The organism is Actinomadura barringtoniae, assembly GCF_017573505.1.
GTDB lineage: Bacteria > Actinomycetota > Actinomycetes > Streptosporangiales > Streptosporangiaceae > Spirillospora > Spirillospora barringtoniae.
In genome coordinates this window covers 42,274-63,397 of sequence record NZ_JAGEOJ010000025.1, presented here as the reverse complement: position 1 = coordinate 63,397, position 21,124 = coordinate 42,274, and the positions used below count along the sequence as shown (strand labels likewise).

The following is a 21,124-nucleotide window of genomic DNA, read 5'->3' as shown; positions in this document are numbered from 1 at the left end:
CGTGGCGTACGAAGACAGGGCGCACGAAGACATGGCGCACGAACAGGTCGGCGTCGGCCGGTTCCAGGCCGAGCTGCCCGCCATCGTCGGCGACATCGAACGGCTGGTCCGGACCGAGTCACCGTCGGCCGACCTCGCCGCCGTCGCGCACAGCGCCGAGGTCGTTGCCGCGATGGGCACGGCACGGCTCGGCGTCGAACCGGAGCTGATCGTCCTTGACGGCCGTACCCACCTGCGCTGGCGTCTCGGCGACGGCCCGCGCCGCGTGCTGGTGCTCGGCCATCACGACACGGTGTGGCCGCTCGGCTCGCTGGCGACCCACCCGTTCGAGGTACGCGACGGGGTGCTGCGCGGCCCCGGCTGTTTCGACATGAAGGCGGGCCTGGCGATGGCGTTCCACGCTCTGGCCGGGTTGTCGACCGGCGTGACGTTGCTGGTGACCGGTGACGAGGAGCTCGGCTCGCCGTCCTCCAGGCGGCTGATCGAGGACGAGGCTGCGGGCTGTGCCGCCGCGCTCGTGCTGGAGGCGTCCGCGGAAGGCGGGGCATTGAAGACCGAACGCAAGGGCGTGTCGCGGTACGAGGTGCGGGTGCGCGGGCGGGCCGCGCACGCCGGGCTCGAACCGGAGCGCGGCGTGAACGCCGGGCTGGAGGCCGCGCATCAGATGCTCGCGGTCGCCGATCTCGGCGATGCGAGTGCCGGGACCTCGGTCACACCGACCCTGCTGGCCGCCGGGACCACCTCCAACACCGTCCCCGCGGAGGGGCATTTTGCCGTTGACGTGCGCGTACGCGACGCCGCCGAGCAGTCACGGGTGGACGCGGACATGCGGGCGCTGAAGCCGGTTCTGGAAGGCGCGGAGGTAGAGGTGACCGGGGGTTCCAACCGACCACCCCTGCAACGCGCGGCTTCGGAGGAGCTCTACGCCCGCGCGCAGGGCCTGGCCGAACGGCTCGGGATCGGCCCGCTGACGGCCGCCGCCGTGGGCGGGGCCTCGGACGGCAACTTCACCGCGGGCGTGGGCACTCCGACCCTGGACGGCCTCGGCGCGGTGGGCGGCGGGGCGCACGCCGATCACGAGCATGTCCTGATCGACGAGCTTCCGCGCCGTACGGCATTGCTGGCGGCGCTGCTCGGCGACCTACTCTCCGGGGGCGAACGACGATGACCGACTCTTCCGCCGCCGTGACCCAGCCCGCACCCGGCATCGACGAACGGCTCGTCGCCGACGCACTCGCCGCCGCCGACGCGGCGTCCGAGGCGGCCGGTTGCCAGGTACGGCCGATCAACGCCCTGGAGCACCTGGAGGCGGTGAGCCGCCTGTTCGAAGGCATCTGGAAGCCCGGCGGCGAGAACAGCCTGGTGACCACGGAACTGCTGCGGGCCATGGACAAGGCGGGCAACTACGTCGCGGCGGCCTTCGACGGCGAGACTCTGATCGGGGCGTGCATCGGTTTCTTCGGCCCGCCGCCGCACGGCGCGCTGCACAGCCATATCGCGGGCGTCGCGGCCAAGGCGCGCGGACGCAACGTGGGCTTCGCGCTCAAGGCGCACCAGCGTTCCTGGGCGCTGCGGCGCGGGGCGACGCAGGTCTCGTGGACGTTCGATCCGCTGGTACGCCGCAACGCCTATTTCAACATCGGCAAGCTGGCCGCGCTGCCCGCCGAGTACCTGCCCAACTTCTACGGCCGGATGAACGACGGCATCAACGGCGCCGACGACACCGACCGGCTGCTGGTCGACTGGCCGCTGGCCGACGCCGACGTCGCCGCCGCCTGCCACGGCCGCCACCGGGTCGCGGACGCCGAAGCCGTACGTGCGGCGGGCGCGGCCGTCGCCCTCGACGCCACGGCCCACGGCTGGCCGTCCCCCGGCCCAGTGACCGGCCCAGTGACCGGCCCGGTGACCGGCTCCGCGAGCGGCTCGGCGAGCAGCTCGGCGAGCGGACCTGCGACCGGCTCACGGGTCCTGGTCGCCGTTCCCGAGGACATCGAGCTGCTGCGCCGCAGCGATCCGGAGTGCGCGGCGGCCTGGCGTTCCGCCCTGCGCGACACGCTCGGCGGCCTGCTCGTGGGCGGGTGGCAGGTGACGGGATTCGACCGCGCCGGCTGGTACATCCTCATGCGAAAGGACGCGTGACGCGCAATGAAGCTGACCGGAGTCGAACTCCGCACGATCCGGCTGCCGCTGGTGGCGCCCTTCCGTACCTCGTTCGCCACCCAGACCGACCGCCAGGCCCTGCTGCTGCGCGCCGTGGGGACCGACACCGAGGGCTGGGGCGAGTGCGTGGCGATGGTCGATCCGCGCTACTCCTCGGAGTACGCGGAGGGCTGCGCCGACGTGCTGCGGCGCTTCCTCATCCCGGCGCTGGCAGGACGCGAGCACCTCGACGCGGTCGCCGTCGCGCCCGCTCTGGAGCCGTTCCGCGGTCACCGGATGGCGAAGGCGGCGCTGGAGATGGCCGTTCTGGACGCCGAGCTGCGGGACCGGGGCGTGCCGCTGGCGCGGGAGCTGGGCGCGGTCCACGACCGCGTGCCCTGCGGGGTGTCCGTCGGGATCATGAACTCCGTTCCCGAGCTGCTCGACGCGGTCTCCGGCTACCTCGACGCGGGCTACCTGCGCATCAAGCTCAAGATCGAACCCGGCTGGGACGTCGAGCCGGTGCGGGCCGTACGGGAACGCTTCGGCGACGACCTGCTGCTCCAGGTGGACGCGAACGCCGCCTACACGCTCGCCGACGCGCGGCACCTGGTCCGGCTCGACCCGTTCGACCTGCTGCTGATGGAGCAGCCGCTCGACGAGGAGGACGTCCTCGGCCACGCGGAGCTGGCGAAGACCGTCGCCACGCCCATCTGCCTGGACGAGTCGATCACCTCCGCGCGCTCGGCCGCCGCCGCGATCACGCTCGGCGCGTGCAGCATCGTGAACATCAAGCCGGGGCGGGTCGGCGGCTACCTGGAGGCCCGCCGCATCCACGACGTGTGCGCGGCGCACGGCATCCCGGTGTGGGCGGGCGGCATGCTGGAGACGGGCCTCGGCCGCGCCGCAAACGTTGCGCTCGCCGCACTTCCCGGCTTCACCCTGCCCGGCGACACCTCCGCCTCGGACCGCTACTACCGCACCGACATCACCGAGCCGTTCGTGCTCTCCGAGGACGGCCATCTGCCGGTCCCGACCGGGCCCGGGCTCGGCGTCGTCCCTGATCAGGCCGCCCTCGACGAGGTCACCGTCCAGACCGAATGGATCTCGCTGTGATGTGCTTGGCGACGTGAGGGAGCGATGAACGAGCGACCGCGAGCCAGCCTGGGCCGGATCCTGGAGGATCTGGGCACCACGCTGCTCGACCTCGTCTGCGGCGACCCGGACAAGGCCGACGCGATCGGCGGCGTGGTCATCAACGACCCGCTGGACCGGCCCGAGCTGCCGCGCCAGGCGCTGGTGCTGGGCGTCGGCGTCCATGACGCCGCCGAGGTGACCGCGCTGCTCGCCGAGCTCGGCGAGGCGGGCGCCGCGGCCCTGGTCGTCCGCGCCCCGGCCCCGCCCGCCGCCGAGATCATCGCGGCGGCGGAACGTTCGGGAGTCGCGCTGCTCGCCCTCACCCGCGGCGCCTCCTGGGCCCAGCTCGCCGCGCTGCTCCGTTCGCTGCTGGCCGAGGGCGACGTCGGGGAGGCGGGCCCGCAGACCTTGGGCGGCACCCCGTCCGGTGACCTGTTCGCCCTGGCCAACGCGGTCGCGGCGCTGCTCGACGCCCCGGTCACGATCGAGGACCGCAGCTCCCGGGTGCTCGCGTTCTCGGGCCGCCAGGACGAGGCCGACCCCTCCCGCGTGGAGACGATCCTGGGACGGCAGGTGCCCGAACGCTTCACCCGCTTCCTCGAAGACCAGGGGATCTTCCGTTCCCTCTACCGCAGTGACCAGCCGGTTTACGTCGAGCCCGCCGCCTCCGACGGCTTCCACCTCCCGCGTACGGCGATCGCGGTCCGCGCGGGCGACGAGTTCCTGGGCTCGATCTGGGCCGTCGTGGACGCTCCGCTGAGCACCCAGCGTTCACAGGCCCTGCACGACGCGGCCAAGCTGGTCGCCCTGCACATGCTGCGGCTGCGCGCCGGAGCCGACGTCGAACGCAGGCTCCGCGCCGACCTGGTCGGCACCGCCCTGGAAGGCGGCCCCGGAGCGGCCGAGGCCTTGGACCGCCTGGGCCTGGGCGACCACGCGGGCGTCGTCCTCGCGCTGGCCGCGCCCGACCTGCCCGCGCTCCCCCGTTCGACCGACCTGCGCGCCCAGCACACCGCCGAACGCCAGCGCCTGGCCGACGCGTTCGCCATGCACCTCACCGCGGTCCACGCCCGCGCCGCCACCGCGCTCGTCGGCGACGTCGCGTACGCGATCCTGCCCGTCGCGGACCCCGGCGGCGCCGAGGACCAGGCGGTCCGCGTCGGCTCCGACTTCCTCAAACGCGTCGGCGACCGGCTCCAGCCGCTGATCGGCGTGGGGCCCGCGGTGGCCGACGGCGCCGGTCTGGCCCGTTCACGCGACGGCGCCGACCGGGCCCTGCGCGTCCTGCGCGCGAACGGCGGCCCCCGCCGGATCGCCCGCATGTCCGACGTCCACGTCGAGGCGCTGCTGCTGGAGCTCGCCGACCTGGACGTCGAACGCGGCCACCCGCCGACCGGCCCGCTCGCGCGGCTGCTGGACTACGACCGCCTGCACGACATGCACCTGGTCGACACGCTCCGGGCCTGGCTGAACGCCTTCGGCGACGTCCCGGCCGCCGCGGAGGCGATGTACGTCCACCAGAACACCTTCCGCTACCGGCTGCGCCGCGTCGTCGAGGTGGCCGAGGTCGACCTCACCGACCCTGACGCCCGGTTCGCGCTGATGCTCCAGCTCCGCCTCCTGCGTCGCCCGTAAAGCGGCCCTGAAACGGCCCTGAGCTGGGCGTTCGCGACGGTGCGCGGGACGGTCAGCGGATGGTGCGAGGACGGTCAGCGCCCAGGCTGATTCTTACCGGCATGAACACCTCACCGAACGCCCCGGCCGCCGAGCCGGCCACCTTCTCCAAGGGCCGCAAGATCGGGACACTGGCCATCTGCCTCCTGGTCGCCGTGGTCCCCAACATCGACCTGACCGCGCTCAACCAGGCGATCCCGCACCTGAACGCCGACCTGCACCCGACCGCCACCCAGATCCTCTGGATCGCCGACGCCTACGGCTTCGCGCTGGCCGGCCTGCTGATCACGATGGGCGGCATCGGCGATCGGATCGGCCACAAGAAGCTGATGCTGATCGGCACCGCGCTCTTCGCGGTCGCCTCCGCGATCACCGCCTACGCGCCCAGCGCCGAGGCCCTGATCGCCGCCCGCGCCGTCCTCGGCGTCGCCGGCGCCACCCTGATGCCCTCCGCGCTCTCGCTCATCCGGCGCGTCTTCACCGACCCCAAGCAGCGCACCGCGGCGGTCGGCAGCTTCATGGCGGTCGGCGGGCTCGCCGTCGGCCTCGGCCCGGCGATCGCCGGTCTCCTCCTCGACCACTTCTGGTGGGGCTCGGTCTTCCTGATCAACGTCCCGATCATGGCGGTCGCGCTCATCGCCGGTCTGATCGTTCTGCCCGAGTCCCGCAACCTGGTCACCGGCCGCCTCGACCTGCTCAGCGTCCCGATGTCCATCCTCGGCGTCCTCGGCCTGGTCTACGCGATCAAGGAAGCCGCCGTGCACGGCCTCACCGAGCCGCAGGTCGGCATCTCCGCCGCCATCGGCGTCGTCTCCCTCGCCGCGTTCGTCTGGCGCCAGACCCGGCTGGCCGAGCCGCTGATCGACATCCGCCTCTTCCGCAACGCCGCGTTCACCGGCTCCATCACCACCAACATGTTCGCGATGTTCGCCCTGGTCGCCCAGTCGCTGATCTTCTCCCTGTTCTTCCAGCTCGCTCTCGGCTGGTCCCCGCTCAAGGCAGGCCTCGCCGGACTGCCCGGCGCCCTCGGCGCCATGGTCGGCGGCGCCGCGATCGCCCCGCCGCTGATCAACGCCATCGGCCGCGCCCGCACCGTCGCGATCGGCATGGCGATCTCCGCCAGCGCGTTCACCGGCTTCGTCACCGTCGGCCTGGACACCTCCTACCTGATCATGGTCCCGATCATGGTCGCCTCCGGCCTCGGCATGGGCATGGCGATGACCGTCACCGGCGACACCGTCCTCGCCTCGGTGCCCAAGGAGCGTTCCGGCGCCGCCTCCGCGATCTCCGAGACCGCCACCGAGCTCGGCGGCGCCCTGGGCATGGCCATCCTCGGCAGCGTCCTGAACGCCGTCTACCGCGACAGCCTCCACCTGCCCGCCGGCCTCTCCGCCGGTACCGAGCACGCCGCCAAGGACTCCATCGGCGGCGCCCTCCAGGCCACCGCCGGCCTCCCCGCCCAGCTCGCCGGCCAGGTCGCCGCCGCCGCCCGCGACGCCTTCGTGGACGGCATGCACGCCGCCCTGATCGTCAGCGCCGCCTTCGCCGCCCTGGTCGCCGTCACCTCCCTCTACACCCTCCGCAACGCCCCCAAGGTCATCACCGACGACACCGAAGAGGAGAACGGCCACGACCTCAAGCAGGCCAATGTCTGAGCCCCCGGCCCCGACCCCCACCTAGGGGCGGCATCCCACCCGGATGCCGCCCCTTCGGGCTGTTCATGGCCCCTTCGAGCTGTCCTCACTAGGCCTGCGGGGCGCGGAGGGCGTGCTCCCAGTGCTGGGTGTCGGCGTACTCGCGGGCCACGGCGATCCTGCCGTCCCGGACGACGAAGACCCCGATGTTGTGGTTGAGGTAGGGGTTGCCGTTCTTGACGGTCGCGCTCGAGGTCCATTCGACGATGACGTGGTCGCCGGTGGCGATGACCTCGGTGACCTCGATGCCGACCTCCTTGTCGGGGTCCAGCAGGTCGTACGCCGAACCGAGGAAGCCGTCGACGATCTGCTCGCGGCCGTTCCAGGTGCCCGACATCGGCAGTTCCCCCGCGTACCACCAGGTCGCGTCCTCGGCGAAGCTGTCCCGGACGATCTCGTCCTTGCCGTTGGCCAGGGCGTCGAAGTAGCGGCGGACGACCTTCTCGGCGTCGGTACGGGTTTCCATGAGCTTCTCCATCCGGTTGTTGCGATGGATCCAGTTCATCGGGATCGGGCGTGATCTCCAATGAGCACTTCGCTCATGGATTGATTGAGGATCGTGATTAATCCACCGCGGCGCAGGCGTCCAGAAGAGCCCTCAGCCGCGGGGTCGGCGGCCCAGGCCGCACCGCCAGGTAGGTCCGAATCGCCGGTGCCGGCTCAATGAACGGGCGGAACGCGATGCGGGGCGCGGGCTGGACCGAGGCCTGGGAGGCGTAGTAGACCGTCCAACTCGGCTTGCCCGTTGCGATGGCCGCCAGGGTGTCCTGATCGTTGGTGAACGCGGGCCCCATGCGGGGCTCGAAGCCAGCGGCACGACAGGCCTCGACGACGGTGTCGACCAGGTGCGGATTGTTCTCACGCGGCGTGATCCGCAACGGCAACTCGGCCAGATCAGCGAGCTTCACCTGGTCCTCACCGGCCAACGGATGGGCTGCGGGCAGCGCGGCGACCAGGGGGTCGCTCCAGAGCGGCAGAAACTCCAGGTCCGGGCCATGGTCCGCGCCCCGGATGAGAGCGGCGTCCAGCTCGGCATCGCGGACCTGCTGAAGCCTGGTCGCCGGGGGCGCACTGACCAGCTCCACGGTGATCTGAGGTGCACGCTCGGCCAGCGCGCCCAGCAGCGCGTCCAACCGAGTCCCGAGGCCCACGTTGGTGCCGAGCCGCAGCGTCGTTTCCTGCTCGGCCCGCAGGGCGGCCATCGCCTCGACCGCCGAACGCTCGGCTCGCAGCATCGTACGAGCGTGCGTCAGGAAGGTCTGCCCGGCGGCCGTCAGCGACACCGTACGGGTGGTGCGGTCGAAGAGATCAAGGCCCAGCTCGCGTTCCAGCCGCCGGACCTGCTGGCTCACGGTCGGCTGAACGATGTGCAAGCGCTCGGCGGCCCGCCCGAAGTGCAGTTCCTCGGCCACGGCCACGAAGTACCGCAGCTGACGTAGCTCCACGTGATCAGTCTAGGAGGTCCCGGTCAGCGCCCTTCGCGCTAGTCGGGGCGGGAGAGGCGGGCGGCGTGGTCGGCTTCTTCGGCTCGGACGGAGCTGGGGCCGGCTTCGCGGAGCTGCCAGCGGGTTCTGAGGCCGTCGGGACCCTGGAAGCCGGCGCCCAGGCCGGAGCTGCTGAGGGCCGTTTCGATCTGCCGGCGGATGCGGGCTTCGGCGGCGGGTTCGGCGGCGAAGAGGACGCGGAGGCGGACCTCGTCGCTTTGGGCCGTGCGTTCGGCCGTTGTGTGGTGTGCGGCCAGGGGACACGGGGGTTCGTGTTGCCAGGTGCCGCAGAGGGCGACGGTGACCGCCCCGCCTGGCGCCCGGATGTCCCCGCCCGCCTCCATCGCCACCACGGCGTCGTGGGCGAATGTATGCCGCATGGTCTCAACCTCCCATAGGCACTTGATCGATCGGGTAGGAACCGCGTTGGGCGGCGTCCGCGGGGACCATGGAGGGGCACGGGATGGACGCTGAGGTGATCGTGGTGGGGGCCGGGCCTACGGGTCTGATGCTGGCGAACGAGCTTGCTCTGGCGGGCGTCGATGCCCTGGTGGTGGAGCGGCTCGCCGAGCGGAGTGGGCAGTCCAAGGCGCTCAATCTGCAGCCTCGGTCGGCCCAGATCCTGGACATGCGCGGAATGCTGCAGCCGCTGGTCGAGCGGGCGATTGTCTCGCTGTCGCGGTCGCACTTCGCGGGGCTGTCGATCGACTATCGGCCGTTGGGCGAGAACCAGCTGGGCATACGGCAGGCGCGCGTGGAGGAGTGCCTTGAAACGCGGCTCATATCCACTCCCCTGCGGGCGGGCAGGGGTTGAACCTGGGCTTGCAGGATGCGTTCAACCTGGGCTGGAAGCTCGCGGCGGCGCTGAAGGGGAACCTCGCTCTGCTGGACACCTATCACGCGGAACGGCATCCCGTCGGTGCTGCGGTTTTGGCCAACACGCGTGCTCAAGGGGTCCTGATGGTGCCGGATGAGGACGTCGGGGCGTTGCGCACGATCGTGGGTGAACTGCTGAAGATTCCTGAGGCCAACAGGTATCTGGCGGGGATGCTGTCCGGGCTCGACATCCGTTACGACCTGCCCGGCAGGCATCCGGTCGTCGGGAGCCGTATGCCCGGGCTTGAGCCGTCAGTACTGCATGCCGGGCAGGCGGTGGTCTTGGAGTTGGGGGCTGAACGTCGGTACGGCGGGGTTCATCATGCGCGAGGGGATCTTGACGTGGACGCGGTGCTGCTTCGGCCGGACGGGCATGTGGGGTGGGTCGACGACGGCTTCGAGCCCCTGGAGGCTGCGCTCACTCGGTGGACTTGAGGGGGCGCGGGAGGCGCGTGGCCAGGGCGGTCATGACGGCGCAGAGGGCTGCCATGGTCCACCAGACCGCGTGGTAGGTGCCTAGGGAGTCTCGTGGGGCGCCCGCAAGGATGACCGCGAGTGTGGAGAGGCCTATGACGGCTCCGCATGCCCTTGCGGTGACCGAGAGGGCGGTTCCGGTGGCCAGGCGGGATGGAGGTATCTCGGTCAAGGCTGCTGCGCTGAGGGCAGTGACCAGGAGCGCTATGCCGGAGCCACCTAGGAGGAGGGACGGGAAGAAGACGAGCCAGTAGGAGGGTGTGTGGCCGGCGGCCAGGGCTAGCAGGACCACGGACGCGAAGAGGACCGCTGCGCCGGTCAGGGCCATCGTGCGGAAGCCCGTACGGCGGACAAGGCGGCCTGCGAACGGGGCCACTAGAACCTGGATGGCGGGGGCCGGGGTGAAGGCCAGTCCGGCCCTTGCCTCGCTGTAATCCCAGACTCCGGTGAGGAAGAGCACCGCAGCCAGGGAAAGCGCGAATATCACCAGGCCCAACACGAACATGGCGGCGTTCGCCCTCAAGGCGGTAGGGAGCCGCAGCAGCGCCAGGTCGACCAATGGCGCGGGATGGCGGGAGGCCCGGCGGGCAAAGGCTGCGGCGGAGAGAAGGCCGACGGCTAGGGCGATGAGGGTGCGGGCGTCGACCAGGCCCCAGTCGTGGCTCTGGACGATGGCGAACGATGGCAGGCCGATCGCCCCCACGAGCAACGCGAGGCCGGGCAGGTCGGGGAGGGCGGCCGCCTTGCCGACCTCGTCGCGCGGGAGCGTACGGACGCTGAACGCCAGGGCCAGCAGGCCGACGGGGATGTGCAGCCAGAAGATCGTGCGCCAGTCCCAGAGGGACACGAGCATGCCGCCCAGCGCGGGGCCCGCGGCGACGGCCACCGACTGGGTCGCGCTCCACAGGCCGATGCCGGTGCCGCGTTCCTCCTCGCTGAACCAGTGCAGGATCAGCGCCAGCGCGAGCGGCGTGATGATGCCGCCGCCCGCGCCCTGAACGAGGCGTGCCGCGATCAGGGCGGCGGGCGAGGGCGCCACCGCGCAGGCGGCGGAGGCGGCCACGAAGACGGACAGGCCTGCTAGGTAGACGCGGCGGCGGCCGAAGCGGTCGGCAAGGCCTCCGGCCGGGAGCAACGCTGCGGTGAACGCGATCGTGTAGCCGTTGAACACCCACGACAGCTGGGCGAGGTCGGTGCCGGGGAAGTCGCGGAGCATCTTGGGGAACGCGACGTTCACCAGTTGCGTGTCGATGGCGCCCAGGAACACCCCGGCACAGACCACGCCGATGGCCAGCGGACGGCTCTGCGCGGCCGACGCCGCGCCCGGCGGCGTGGGCGGCTGCCCGGCCGGTGACTTGGGCGGTGGCCCGGCCGGTGACCTGGGCAGTGGCCGGAACCTCACTCGCCGTACCGCTGCCGCAGCTCCACCTTGCGGATCTTGCCGGTGATGGTCTTCGGCATCGCGTCGACGAGCTCAAGCCGATGCGGCCAGATCCACTCGTTCACGCCGTTCTCCCGCAGGTGGTCGCACAGGTCCTGCAGCGTGAGCGGCGACGCGGGGTCGTTCGGCAGGACGACCGCGCAGACCTCCTCCAGCAGTTCGGGGTGCGGGATGCCGATCACCGCGATCTCGCGGACGTTCGGGTGCCGGCCGAGGACCGCCTCCAGCTCGGTGACGGGGACGTTGAAGGCCCGCGACAGGATGATGTCCTTGGTACGGCCCGCGATGCGGATGCCGCCGCGGCCGTCGTCGCGGGCGAGGTCGCCGGTGTCGAACCAGCCGTCGCCGTCCAGCTCCGACGCGTACAGCTCCTCGCGCCGGAAGTAGCCGAGGCACTGCGACGGGCCGCGCACCCACAGCGGGCCCGCGCCGTCCGTACGGCCCTCCATCGGGTCGATGCGCAGCTCCATGCCGCCGACCGTGCGCCCGTCGCTCTGCGTTCCCCAGTCCGGCGGGTCGTCGGTACGGGTGACGGTGACGGGACCGTTCTCGGTCATGCCCCACAGCGTGTACGTCGTCAGCCCGAGGACCTCCTGGATCTCACCGATGAGGTGCGGGGGCACCTGCGCCGAGCCGCTGATCATCCAGCGCAGCTCGGGCAACGTGCGGGGACGTTTGCGCAGCTCGTCGATGATGTCCATGAGGAACGGGGCGGCGCCGTAGAAGAGGGAGACGTCCTCGGACTCGTCGAGGTCGAGCGACACCCTGACGTTCCACCGGTCCTGGAAGACCGCGGTGCCGCCGAGCAGCAGCGGGATCATCAGGCCCATCGCGAAGCCGGACATGTGCGTGTTGAGGTGCGCGACCTGCATGATCAGCGAGGAGTCGAGCTCCATCGCGTCGGCGAGGCCGCGCGCGGCGGCGTAGAGGGTGTTCTGGCTGTGCAGCACGCCCTTGGGCTCGCCGGTCGTGCCGGAGGTGAACAGGATGAGGTACGGGTCGTCGGGCCCGAGCTCGGCGTCCCGGCTCACCGCGACCTCACCGTCGCCCTTGAGGAAGTGCTCGGCGAAGTCGGCCGTGCCGGGCGGGCGCGGGTCGCCGGAGACCAGGACGTGCCGCAGGCTCGGCAGGTCGAGGCCGGTGACGATGTCGGCCAGCCGCGCGCCGTCCCGTTCGGCCAGCGTGATGCACACCTTCGCCTCGGTGAGGGCGAGGATGTGGGCCAGCTCGTACTGCCGGTAGCTCGGCATCAGCGGGCAGAAGCGCGCGCCGACCTGGGCGCAGGCCATCGCCAGCGGGACCAGCTCGTACCAGTCGGGCAGCTGGACGGCGACGACGTCGCCGGGTTCGATGCCGAGGTCGCGCAGCTTGGCGGCGTAGCGGCCGGTGTCGGCGAGCAGTTCGGAGTAGGTGGCGCGGTCGATGCTTCCGTCGGCCTCGCGGTGGCCGACCAGCGCGATCGTGTCGGGTCGTTCGTGGGCATGCCGGCGCAGGTCGTCGAGGAAGGTCTCCTCGCGCCACCAGCCGTGCCGCCGGTACTCGTGGGACCAGTCGGCCATGGGGCTCCTCCAGCCAAGGCGCTTGTCAGCGAGGGGGCTGCATCTGGCTGCGGATCGAGCTGTGGTTCACATCCGCTCGATCACACTAAACCGGAGGATTGGACCATGAGCCGATCATGTCCGGATCAGGGCGGGATAGGACGGGATAGCACGGATCAAGGGGCCGAGAGGGGGCTAGGAGGGGATCAGGGCGGGCGCATTGGCAGCGGTAACGGGGTGCGCCCGCCCTGAAGCAATGGGTTTCCTCTGAGGCCCGGGCTGTCGGGCCTCTACAGCTGGACTACGAGGTCAGGTAGAGCTTGCGGTCGAAGTTTCCGGAGCCCGCCACGCTCTCGCCGCGTGCGATGGCGGAGGCGCTGCCGGTGCCGTTGGACGGGCAGAGCCCGTCGCTTCCGGTCAGCTTCACGAGCGTGATGTTGGTGGACTTGCCCTGCGCGTCGTCGTTCGGGAGGGGACGGTTGGGGTTGTCGCGGTTGTAGATGTCGAACGCGAGGCCGTCGGCGCCGCCCGTTCGGAAGCCGTAGTAGCAGGTGCGCAGCTTGCCGAGGAAGTCGCCTTCGAGCTTGAACGTGAGGTTCCCGTTGATGGCGAGCGTTCCGTCGCGGCCACCAGAGACGGGCGCGTAGGTGACCTGGCCGGTGTTGCTGGGCAGGTCGCCGAGGTCGCTGGCGGGTGAGCTGAGGCCGTTGGAGGTCTTGCACGCGCCGATCGAGGCCGCCGTGAGGGCGCCGGCCCCGTTCGACTGGACGGTGCCCTTGAGGTTGGCGTTGTCGCACGATCCGGTCACCTTGATGCCGAGGAAGGTGATGGCGAACGTGACCGGGCCGACGGTGGAGACCTGCCAGTTGCCGGCGTAGGGCGCTCCGGTGGCGGTCTCCGAACGGATGGTGGTGGTCGCGGCCGACGAGGTCGCGGCGGCCGACGCGACCAGGACGGCCGCACAGGCCGCGACCGCGGACGCGGTCAGGATGGGCTGGGCTTTCACAGGACTCCTCCTAGGAGTGGGGTGAACCTGCCGTGGCCCCCGTAGCGGTCGGATTCAGGCGCCGCCGTGACCGCGCCACTTACACGATCTTTCTAGCCAGCTGACATCGGAAAGCCATATCTGAAGCCGACAAACATTGGCGCGGTCATGCTCATCCGGACGAGGCACCCCGCCCGGATAAGGGACCGAGAACGACCAAGGCCGCGCACCGAAATCGGTGCACGGCCTCAGATCGAGGTGCTGTACGTCAGGCGGTCGCGACCTCCATCTGAGCGGTCCCGGCCGTTCCGGTCTCAGTGGTCTCAGCGGACTCAACGAGCTCAGTGGCGGGCTGGCCTGGGGTCTCGTTCTTGCGGTTGCGCATCACGGTCAGGGCGACGACGGCGGCGGTGAGGGCGCCGACGGCCGCGAGGGTGAAGCTGGTGTGCATCGCGCTGGTGAACGCGGAGCGGGCGGTTTCGGCCAGGGCGGGGTCGCCGACCGCCTCACCCAAAGTCCGGGGGGCGCCGGCGGGCATGTGGTGGTTGAAGCCGCCCGCCAGGACGCTGCCGAGGATCGCGACGCCCAGGGCGGCGCCGGCCTGCTGGATCGTGTCGTTCAGAGCCGACCCGACGCCGGCCTGCTCGGCGGGGACCTCGGCCATCAGCGCCGACACCGCGGCGGGCATCGCCAGGCCGCCACCGGCGCCCATGATGAACAGGGCGGCGGACAGCATCCAGAAGCCCGAGTCCGGGGTGAGTGTGGCCAGCAGGCCGAACCCGGCGGCGATCACGGCCAGGCCGATGGCGGCCGCGATCCGGTTACCGATCTTGTTGGCGAACGCGGCTCCGAGTCCGTTGAAGGCGAGCGAGGCGATGGCCATCGGGATGAACGCGAGGCCGGCCTTGGTGGGGCTGTAGCCGAGGACGTACTGCAGGTACTGGGTGAGCACCAGCAGCAGGCCGCCGTTGCCGATCTGGACCAGGGTGAGCGAGAAGCTGCCGCCGGAGAAGTTGCGGGCCTTGAACAGGCCGAGCGGGACCATCGGGGAGTCGGTGCGCAGCTCCCAGATCACGAACGCGGCCAGGGCGGCGACTGCGACGCCGAACGCGGCGAGGGTGTGCGGGTGGGAGATGCCGAGCTTCGGCCACTCGATGATCGCCCACACCAGGGAGGTCATGCCGACCACCGACAGGAAGGCGCCGGGCAGGTCGGGCTTGCTCCAGGGGCCCTTGGACTCGGGCATCCACACCAGGGCGGCGACGATGGCGAGCACGACGACGGGGACGTTGATGAGGAAGACCGCGCCCCACCAGAACCAGGAGATGAGCGCGCCGCCGAGGACCGGGCCGCCGATGAAGCCGACCATCGCGACCGACGACCACGCGGCCATCGCCTTGCGCCGCTCCTCGTCGTCGAACACCGTGATCAGGATCGAGAGCGTGGACGGCATGATCAGCGCGCCGCCGACGCCCATCACCACCCGTGCGGCGATCAGCTGCCCGGGGTCGGCGGCGAACGTCGCCGCGAGCGAGGCGAGCCCGAACAGCGACAGGCCGATCAGCATCACGCGGCGGCGGCCGAACCGGTCGGAGAGGCTGCCCGCGGTGAGCAGCAGGCCGGCGAACACCAGGATGTAGGACTCCAGGATCCACTGCGCGTCCTGCGCGGTGGCGCCGATGTCCTCGGCGAGCGGCGGGACCGCGACCGTGAGGACCATGTTGTCGATCACCAGCACCAGCGTGCTGAGGCACAGGACCACCAGGATCAGCCACCGCTTCGGGTGCCGTCCGCTCACTGCTTCCATCCCGATCACTCCCTGGATGCGTACATCGTTTCCTCGATGCGCACACTGTACTCATCCAGATATGCGTGCGCAAGTGCGTACGGTGTGCGCTAGTGTGAGGGGTGGTTGACCTCGACGTATTCGGACGTCGGAGTATGCGAAGGAGACGCGCATGCCGCCCAAGGACAAGGCGATCCCCTCGGTGTGGGCCCGCCCGCGCAAGAAGGAGCACCCGGCGCTGAGCCAGGAGCGGATCGTGGCCGAGGCGATCCAGCTGCTCGACGCCGAAGGGATCGAGTCGCTCAGCATGCGCAGCCTCGGCACGCGGCTGAACGCGGGGGCGACCTCGCTCTACCGGCACGTCGCCAACAAGGACGAGCTGATCGAGCTGGTCGTGGACGAGGTCTACGGCGAGCTGGAGGTGCCGGCCGCGGGCGACCCGAACGCCTGGCGGGAGGCCATCGCCGGATTCGCCGCGAGCCTGCGCGCGATGGCCCTGCGCCACCCGTGGGTCGCCACGCTCCTCGGACAGGTCGGGCTGGTCCAGCTCGGGCCGAACGTGAGCCGCCTGTCCGAGGCCGTGATCGCCGTGTTCAACGCCGCGGGCTTCTCAGTGGAGGAGTCCGACAAGGCCATGGGGACGGTGATCTCCTACGTGGTCGGCCTGGCGACCAACGAGGCCGCCTACCTGTCGATGCTCGCGCGCAGCGGCCAGACCGAGACCGAGTTCGTCGAGAACCTGCGGGCCGCCGCCGAGGACAACCCCGAGCTCCCCTCGGCCCCGGCCGCGCAGCTGAGCCAGGACCCGTCGGAGGTACGCGACGAGAACTTCGACTACGGCCTCCAACGGGTCCTCGACGGCCTGGCCGTCCGCCTCGATCAGATCAAGGGAAGCTGATCGCGGATCAAGGGAAGCTGATCGAGTTCAGGGCGGGCACCAGGTAGGACTCCTCGTGGTCGAGATGGGCCTCCAGCTCGGCCGTGAGGCGTTCGACCTCCGCCGCGACGGTGGCACGGTCGGCTCCGGCGTCCGTGACCGCGGCCTTGAGCTGATCGAGCAGCCGCGAGACGGTGCCGTGCTCCTCGCGCAGGCGGGCCAGCGGCTCGGCCAGCTCCGGATACTTCTCCTGAACGGCCGGGAACACGTGCGCGTCCTCGACCCCGTGGTGGAAGTGCAGGCCCTGGCAGACGGTCAGGCAGTTGACGCGCAACTGAGCTCCCAGCACGGGCCCGGACTCGGCGACCTCGCGGCGGATGCGGCCCAGTTCGCTGCGGAACGCGCCGTGGATGGCCACGAGCTCCTCGCCCGGTGAGCCCTCCACGACCGGCGGCGCCGGGATCGGGCTCAACGCGACCACGGGGATGATCCGTTCGGTCTTGGCCTGGTAGGCGGCCCATCCCGGGTCGGCCTCGACAGCGCGCGCGAAGAGCAGGTCCCGTTCCTCGCCTTGCAGAACGGTCGCGTCGGCCTCCCGGGTGAAGACGCCGTCCTCGACCGTCACGCGCGGATTGGCGATGAGGTTGTGGAGCCAGTCGGGGTTCGAGGGCGCGCCGCCCGCCGACGCGATGACGAGGAAGCGGTCACCATCGGGCAGGTAGGCGAGCGGGTTGGTGCGCTTGTTTCCGGTCCTGGCACCGGTGGTGGTCAGAAGAAGCAGCCGGCCGCCCTCGAAAGGGCCGCCGACGCGTCCGCGATTGGCGCGGAATTCCTCGATGATCTGCTGATTGAAGTCTTTGGGCATGAAGAACTGAACTCCTGGCATGGGTGAAATCCGCGCAGGCGTTAAGGCATGCAGGCGTTAAGGCATGCAGGCGTGAACGCAGGCAGGCGTCAACGCGCGCGGCGATGAAAGAAGAAAGAAAGGACGAGCCGCTCAACGGCAGGTCGTACTAGCTGCCGGAGCCGGCTGGATCAGACGAGTCCCGTGAACATGGAAGCCACGACATCATCCCCTTGCGATACGGGTGCCGCCCACTCGTTGCCTTCCCCTGAGACCGTCCTCGCGGTCTCCATCCCGGCAACGCCACACGACACCGGGTGCATTGTCACCCGGTGCCGCGAATTCCGTCAACCCGGTCAGAAGGTGATGGCGGGCGTGGTGATCTCGACGTAGCTCTGGCCCGTGACCGGCTTGCCGTGAACGGTTCCGGCGACCGAGGAGGTGCCCTCCCAGTAGCCGCCGCCCGGCGCGTTCGGCCACGCCACCTCCTGGTCGAGGCGCTGCGGCTTGATGACGAGCCTGCCGCCGGGCACCTGCAGCAACCAGCCGCTGGAGTACGACAGGCCGGTCGCCGGGCTCTTCCACGTCCCGAGCGCCGTGGCCTTCAGCGAGTCGGAGGGAAGGTCGGCCGTGGAGCCGTCCCGCCGGACGAGAGTCCCGGACCGCCTGACTATTCCGTTGGCATCGTGAATCAGGTAGACCATGTACTGAGTGCCATTGTTCAGCTGGACGCTGTACCAGTCCCATTTGCCGAACGCGCTCTTGAAGTCGCCGTACTGGTGGTCGAACCAGGAAGTCCCGGTCACCTTCACCGGCTCGCCGTGGTCCCAGACCGTGCCCTGCGTTGCGAGATTGGTGTAGGAGTAGTAGTACGACTCGCCCCACTGGGCGTAGTCGATGAGGCCCTTGATGCCGCGATAGGCGCCGTGCAGCGCGGGCGGGGTCTTCTGCTGAAGGCTCAGGTCGACCTTGTAGCTGCCGTCCTGGAATCCGCCGCCGAGCGTGTACGAGCCGTTCTTCCCGGCCATCTTCCAGTCCTGGACGGCGATGTCGTAGCCGCCGCCCGCCGGAATGGTGTCGGGCTGGATCGCGGTCCGCGTCTCCCATCTGAACGCGTCGTTCGTCAGGTCGGTCACGGCGAGGTTGCCCGAGTAGCCCGCGAGCGTCGGAAACGTCACGCGCTTGCGGAAGAACACCTGCTCGAAGCCGTAGGAATGACGCTTGCCGTGGGAGTCGACGCCGTTCAGGTGACCGGTGTAGTACCACCACTCGCGCACGTTGTCGTGCGGCGACTCGTCCTTCGGGATCGATGCCCCGGGCACCGGTGCGGCGGGCGACGCGGGCGCGGCCGGCTCCGCCGAGGCGGGAAGACCCCCGGCCAGCACGGCACCGGCCGCGGCCACCGTCACGAACATTCCGCGAACACGACGCACGGCGGCCATCGGGTCCTCCTTGATCTTGAAAGCTTGATCGGAAGATACCTGGATCGACGTCGGCTGTGGGGGGTTTCGTGGCATCATCGCCGACCGTGCATCCACCCCAGAACCCCCCATACGGAGGCCCGCCGCAGCAGCCGGGCCAGTACGGAGGCGGCCCGCCCCAGCAGCCCGGCGCGCACCCCGGCCCGTACGCCGCCCCCTACGCACCCCAACAGCAGCAGCCGTCCCCGCAGTGGCCCCAGCAGCAACCGGCTCCGGCTCCGCAGTGGCCGCAGCAGCAGCCCGACCCGTACGGCGGCCATCACCAGCAGCAGGGCTACCACCAGCAGCAGCACGGCTATCAGCAGCACGGCGCCGCCTACAGCGTGCAGTGCAGGTTCTGCGGATGCGTTCCCGCCGCCGAGACCACCTTCCGCGGCCACCGCGGCATGATCATCATGATGTCGTTCCTGCACATGAAGGGGCCGTTCTGCAGGGACTGCGGCCTCTCGGTGTTCCGCGACATGACCGCCAAGACGCTGATCGGCGGCTGGTGGGGCTACCTCTCGTTCGCCATCACGCCCTTCACCGTGCTGATCAACCTGGTGCGGCGCGGCAAGGTCGCCGGCCTGGGGCCGCCGATGCCGCCGCCGGACGGCAGCGAGCACGGGACCCCGGCCGACCCCGGCCCGCCGCTCATGACGCGGCCGATGGCGATCATCGGCGCGGGCATCCCGCTGTTCCTGTTCTTCCTGCTCATCCTGGTGAGCGTCGCGGGCCGTTAGCCGTCCGGGTTGCCGCCAAGCCGTGCCGTCCGGGCTTAGCCGTACGGGTTCTCGTACGCGGCGATCCGCGTGGCCATGCCCTTCAGCGCCTCCAGCGCGGTGAAGTACGGCATCGGGCCGAACGAGACGCGCCCGACGCCGATCTCGGCCAGCTTCCGCAGGTCGAGGTCGTTCCCCGGAAGGTTGGTGTTGACCGGGCCAGGCAGGCCCTCGACCAGCGCCCTGATGTCCGCCTCGTCCGAGACGCGGATCGGGTACACGCAGTCCGCGCCGGCCTCGAAGTAGGCGCGTCCCCGTTCGAGCGCCTGGGCGACGACCTCGGGGCCCTTCTTCGCGCCCAGGAAGACGTCGATCCGGGCGTTGATGACCAGGTCGGCGCCCGCGTCGCGGGCGGCGTTGCGGACCTCGGCGAGGTACTTGGCCTGCTCGGCGACCGGGCGCAGCCCCTCACCGGCGTGGTCGGTGTCCTCGAGGTTGCAGCCGGCGGCGCCGATCCCGACCAGGCGCGCGACCAGGTCCTCGGGCGCGAGCCCGTAGCCCGCCTCGGCGTCCACGGTGACCGGCACGTCCACGGCGCGGATGGCCCGCCCGGCGGCGCCGAGCATCTCCTCGGGCGTGCCGCCCTGGTGGTCGGGGACGCCCAGCATCGCCGACACGGCCGCCGAGGCGGTGGCGAGCGCCGGGTACCCGACCTCGGCGACGACCTTGGCCGAGCCGGCGTCCCACACGTTCGGCAACAGCAGCGGCTCGCCCGGCCTGTGCAGCTCGCGCAGCCGGGCGACCTTCTCGTTCAGTGCGGTCGACATGATCATTCCTCCAGTGGACAACGGTGTCCTCCATACCGACACCACACCGCGCCGGAATGTGACATGCATCGGCGAATACATCGTTCGGCACATGTGGTGATACCAGGACTCTTCATAACGTTTGCAGCGTCATCGGGCCCCACGGGGGGTGCCCGATCGCAGCGAAGGGTTCGACATGAGCGACACAGAGATCGGTGGCGCGGGGGCCGCCGAGTTCGCGGGGGCGACGTTGCTGCTCCTTCGGCGCTACGCGGCGGGCGTCCCGTCCGCGCAGCAGAACGACCTCGACCGGGCCGTCGGCAAGGCCCTGGACAAGATGCCGGGCGCCAAGGACGGCGCGGCGCGCATGGTCCGCGCGGCCGACAAGCTGAGCGACGCCGACAAGCGCGCCCGGTTCGGCGGGAACTACGCCTTCAAGCCCAGCTCGACGCAGGTGCTCTCGGCCGACCTGGGGCGGATCGTGGACGGGTTCGGGGGAACCGCCACGTCCAAGCCGCCGAAGACGGTCACGCACAAGTACGACCTGCAGTTCTCGCACATGATCTGCGACGACGTGAGCAATCCGGAGTGGCTCGGCAAGGACGAGCCCTACACCACCTTCGCGCTGATCACGCAGAAGGAGGCCGACGACGGCGACCCGGCACGGTCGGTCGTCACGCCGGTCTACAAGGTGAAGGAGGGCGACCGCGCGCCCGCGAGCGGCTCGGAGCAGCTGCGGCTGTTCGGCCGCGGCGGACCCGCCGCCTTCGACTCGGACCTGCTGCTCACGGCCGCGCACTTCGAGCACGACCTCGGCGACAAGGCGCAGATCGCGTCCGACATCGCCAGCGTGCTGACGGCGGCCGCCGCGGTCGCCACCGCGATGAAGAAGCCGCTGGCGGCCGTCGTGCTGGGCGCGCTCAGCTCGATCGCCGGCGTCATCGCCACCATCGGTGCCGACGACGCGGTCGGCAACCCGACGTCGCTGCTGCTCAACCAGGCCGACGCCGACTCCGACACCGCGAAGTCCGCGCAGGTGACGCTGCCCGCGCTGCGGTTCGACGGCGGTGACCCGAACGGGATCTACCGGGTCTTCCTGACCCTGCGCCGCGCCTCCTAGGCGGCACGCCGGTGCGGGCCCGCGCGGGGCCCGCACCGGTCCGGGCGCGTCCGGGCTCCGGGCCCGG

20 protein-coding genes are annotated in these 21,124 nt (G+C 70.7%); 10 read left to right on the top strand and 10 right to left on the bottom strand.

The window, feature by feature from the left end; all coding sequences use genetic code 11:
- Window position 1 precedes the first annotated feature (1 nt).
- The 5 genes from J4573_RS44650 to J4573_RS44630 all read left to right on the top strand — a co-directional run bounded on the left by J4573_RS44650 (window position 2) and on the right by J4573_RS44630 (window position 6,605).
- Window positions 2-1,168, top strand: a complete 1,167-nt coding sequence (locus tag J4573_RS44650; RefSeq protein WP_307797422.1) for a M20 family metallopeptidase — start codon at window positions 2-4, stop codon at window positions 1,166-1,168.
- Complete coding sequence (locus tag J4573_RS44645) at window positions 1,165-2,139, top strand: GNAT family N-acetyltransferase (RefSeq protein ID WP_243774611.1); 975 nt, start codon at window positions 1,165-1,167, stop codon at window positions 2,137-2,139. Before J4573_RS44650 ends, J4573_RS44645 begins: the two co-directional genes overlap by 4 nt.
- A 6-nt stretch (window positions 2,140-2,145) precedes the next feature.
- Window positions 2,146-3,255, top strand: a complete 1,110-nt coding sequence (menC, locus tag J4573_RS44640) for an o-succinylbenzoate synthase (protein ID WP_208262448.1) — start codon at window positions 2,146-2,148, stop codon at window positions 3,253-3,255.
- 24 nt (window positions 3,256-3,279) lie between these two features.
- A complete protein-coding gene (locus J4573_RS44635) occupies window positions 3,280-4,911 on the top strand; it encodes a PucR family transcriptional regulator (protein WP_208262447.1) in 1,632 nt (543 codons plus the stop codon).
- A 101-nt stretch (window positions 4,912-5,012) separates the two neighbouring features.
- A complete protein-coding gene (locus J4573_RS44630) occupies window positions 5,013-6,605 on the top strand; it encodes an MFS transporter (protein ID WP_208262446.1) in 1,593 nt (530 codons plus the stop codon).
- An 88-nt stretch (window positions 6,606-6,693) separates the two neighbouring features.
- Here J4573_RS44630 and J4573_RS44625 read toward each other — a convergent pair whose 3' ends face one another.
- The 3 genes from J4573_RS44625 to J4573_RS44615 are packed head-to-tail and all read right to left on the bottom strand — an operon-like array spanning window position 6,694 to window position 8,508.
- A complete protein-coding gene (locus tag J4573_RS44625) occupies window positions 6,694-7,149 on the bottom strand; it encodes a nuclear transport factor 2 family protein (RefSeq protein WP_208262445.1) in 456 nt (151 codons plus the stop codon).
- Window positions 7,150-7,207: 58 nt separating this feature from the next.
- Window positions 7,208-8,089 (bottom strand): LysR family transcriptional regulator, encoded by an 882-nt coding sequence (locus J4573_RS44620; RefSeq protein WP_208262444.1) that lies wholly within the window; start codon window positions 8,087-8,089, stop codon window positions 7,208-7,210.
- Between the two features lie 38 nt (window positions 8,090-8,127).
- Window positions 8,128-8,508 carry a hypothetical protein gene (locus J4573_RS44615; protein ID WP_208262443.1) on the bottom strand — a complete coding sequence of 127 codons (381 nt, stop codon included), beginning with the start codon at window positions 8,506-8,508 and terminating at the stop codon, window positions 8,128-8,130.
- An 83-nt stretch (window positions 8,509-8,591) separates the two neighbouring features.
- Here J4573_RS44615 and J4573_RS44610 point away from each other — a divergent pair, with 83 nt between their 5' ends.
- Entirely contained in the window at window positions 8,592-8,942 is a 351-nt protein-coding gene (locus J4573_RS44610; protein ID WP_208262442.1) for an FAD-dependent monooxygenase, read from the top strand.
- Entirely contained in the window at window positions 8,939-9,439 is a 501-nt protein-coding gene (locus tag J4573_RS55725) for an FAD-dependent monooxygenase (RefSeq protein WP_279575804.1), read from the top strand. The genes J4573_RS44610 and J4573_RS55725 overlap by 4 nt, the downstream gene beginning before the upstream one ends.
- Here the strand turns inward: J4573_RS55725 and J4573_RS44600 are convergent.
- The 4 genes from J4573_RS44600 to J4573_RS44585 all read right to left on the bottom strand — a co-directional run bounded on the left by J4573_RS44600 (window position 9,423) and on the right by J4573_RS44585 (window position 15,249).
- Window positions 9,423-10,880 carry an MFS transporter gene (locus J4573_RS44600; RefSeq protein WP_208262441.1) on the bottom strand — a complete coding sequence of 486 codons (1,458 nt, stop codon included), beginning with the start codon at window positions 10,878-10,880 and terminating at the stop codon, window positions 9,423-9,425. The genes J4573_RS55725 and J4573_RS44600 overlap by 17 nt on opposite strands.
- Window positions 10,877-12,478, bottom strand: a complete 1,602-nt coding sequence (locus J4573_RS44595) for an AMP-binding protein (RefSeq protein ID WP_208262440.1) — start codon at window positions 12,476-12,478, stop codon at window positions 10,877-10,879. The genes J4573_RS44600 and J4573_RS44595 overlap by 4 nt, the downstream gene beginning before the upstream one ends.
- Before the next feature lie 280 nt (window positions 12,479-12,758).
- Entirely contained in the window at window positions 12,759-13,463 is a 705-nt protein-coding gene (locus J4573_RS44590; RefSeq protein WP_208262439.1) for a hypothetical protein, read from the bottom strand.
- 247 nt (window positions 13,464-13,710) lie between these two features.
- Complete coding sequence (locus J4573_RS44585; RefSeq protein ID WP_208262438.1) at window positions 13,711-15,249, bottom strand: MFS transporter; 1,539 nt, start codon at window positions 15,247-15,249, stop codon at window positions 13,711-13,713.
- Window positions 15,250-15,400: 151 nt separating this feature from the next.
- Between J4573_RS44585 and J4573_RS44580 the strand changes: the two genes are divergently transcribed.
- Entirely contained in the window at window positions 15,401-16,126 is a 726-nt protein-coding gene (locus J4573_RS44580; RefSeq protein ID WP_208262437.1) for a TetR/AcrR family transcriptional regulator, read from the top strand.
- 7 nt (window positions 16,127-16,133) lie between these two features.
- On the opposite strand, the gene J4573_RS44575 is transcribed toward J4573_RS44580, so the two are convergent.
- Together J4573_RS44575 and J4573_RS44570 are read right to left on the bottom strand one after the other, a co-directional pair.
- Window positions 16,134-16,970: a nitroreductase/quinone reductase family protein gene (locus J4573_RS44575; RefSeq protein ID WP_208262436.1), complete on the bottom strand. Its 837-nt coding sequence runs from the start codon at window positions 16,968-16,970 to the stop codon at window positions 16,134-16,136.
- A 335-nt stretch (window positions 16,971-17,305) separates the two neighbouring features.
- Window positions 17,306-18,391 (bottom strand): lipocalin-like domain-containing protein, encoded by a 1,086-nt coding sequence (locus J4573_RS44570; RefSeq protein WP_208262435.1) that lies wholly within the window; start codon window positions 18,389-18,391, stop codon window positions 17,306-17,308.
- An 86-nt stretch (window positions 18,392-18,477) separates the two neighbouring features.
- Between J4573_RS44570 and J4573_RS44565 the strand changes: the two genes are divergently transcribed.
- Window positions 18,478-19,152 (top strand): hypothetical protein, encoded by a 675-nt coding sequence (locus J4573_RS44565; protein ID WP_208262434.1) that lies wholly within the window; start codon window positions 18,478-18,480, stop codon window positions 19,150-19,152.
- A 35-nt stretch (window positions 19,153-19,187) separates the two neighbouring features.
- On the opposite strand, the gene J4573_RS44560 is transcribed toward J4573_RS44565, so the two are convergent.
- Window positions 19,188-19,958 carry an isocitrate lyase/PEP mutase family protein gene (locus J4573_RS44560; protein ID WP_243774610.1) on the bottom strand — a complete coding sequence of 257 codons (771 nt, stop codon included), beginning with the start codon at window positions 19,956-19,958 and terminating at the stop codon, window positions 19,188-19,190.
- A 175-nt stretch (window positions 19,959-20,133) separates the two neighbouring features.
- Between J4573_RS44560 and J4573_RS44555 the strand changes: the two genes are divergently transcribed.
- Window positions 20,134-21,057 carry a hypothetical protein gene (locus J4573_RS44555; RefSeq protein WP_208262433.1) on the top strand — a complete coding sequence of 308 codons (924 nt, stop codon included), beginning with the start codon at window positions 20,134-20,136 and terminating at the stop codon, window positions 21,055-21,057.
- The last annotated feature ends 67 nt before the right edge of the window (window positions 21,058-21,124 follow it).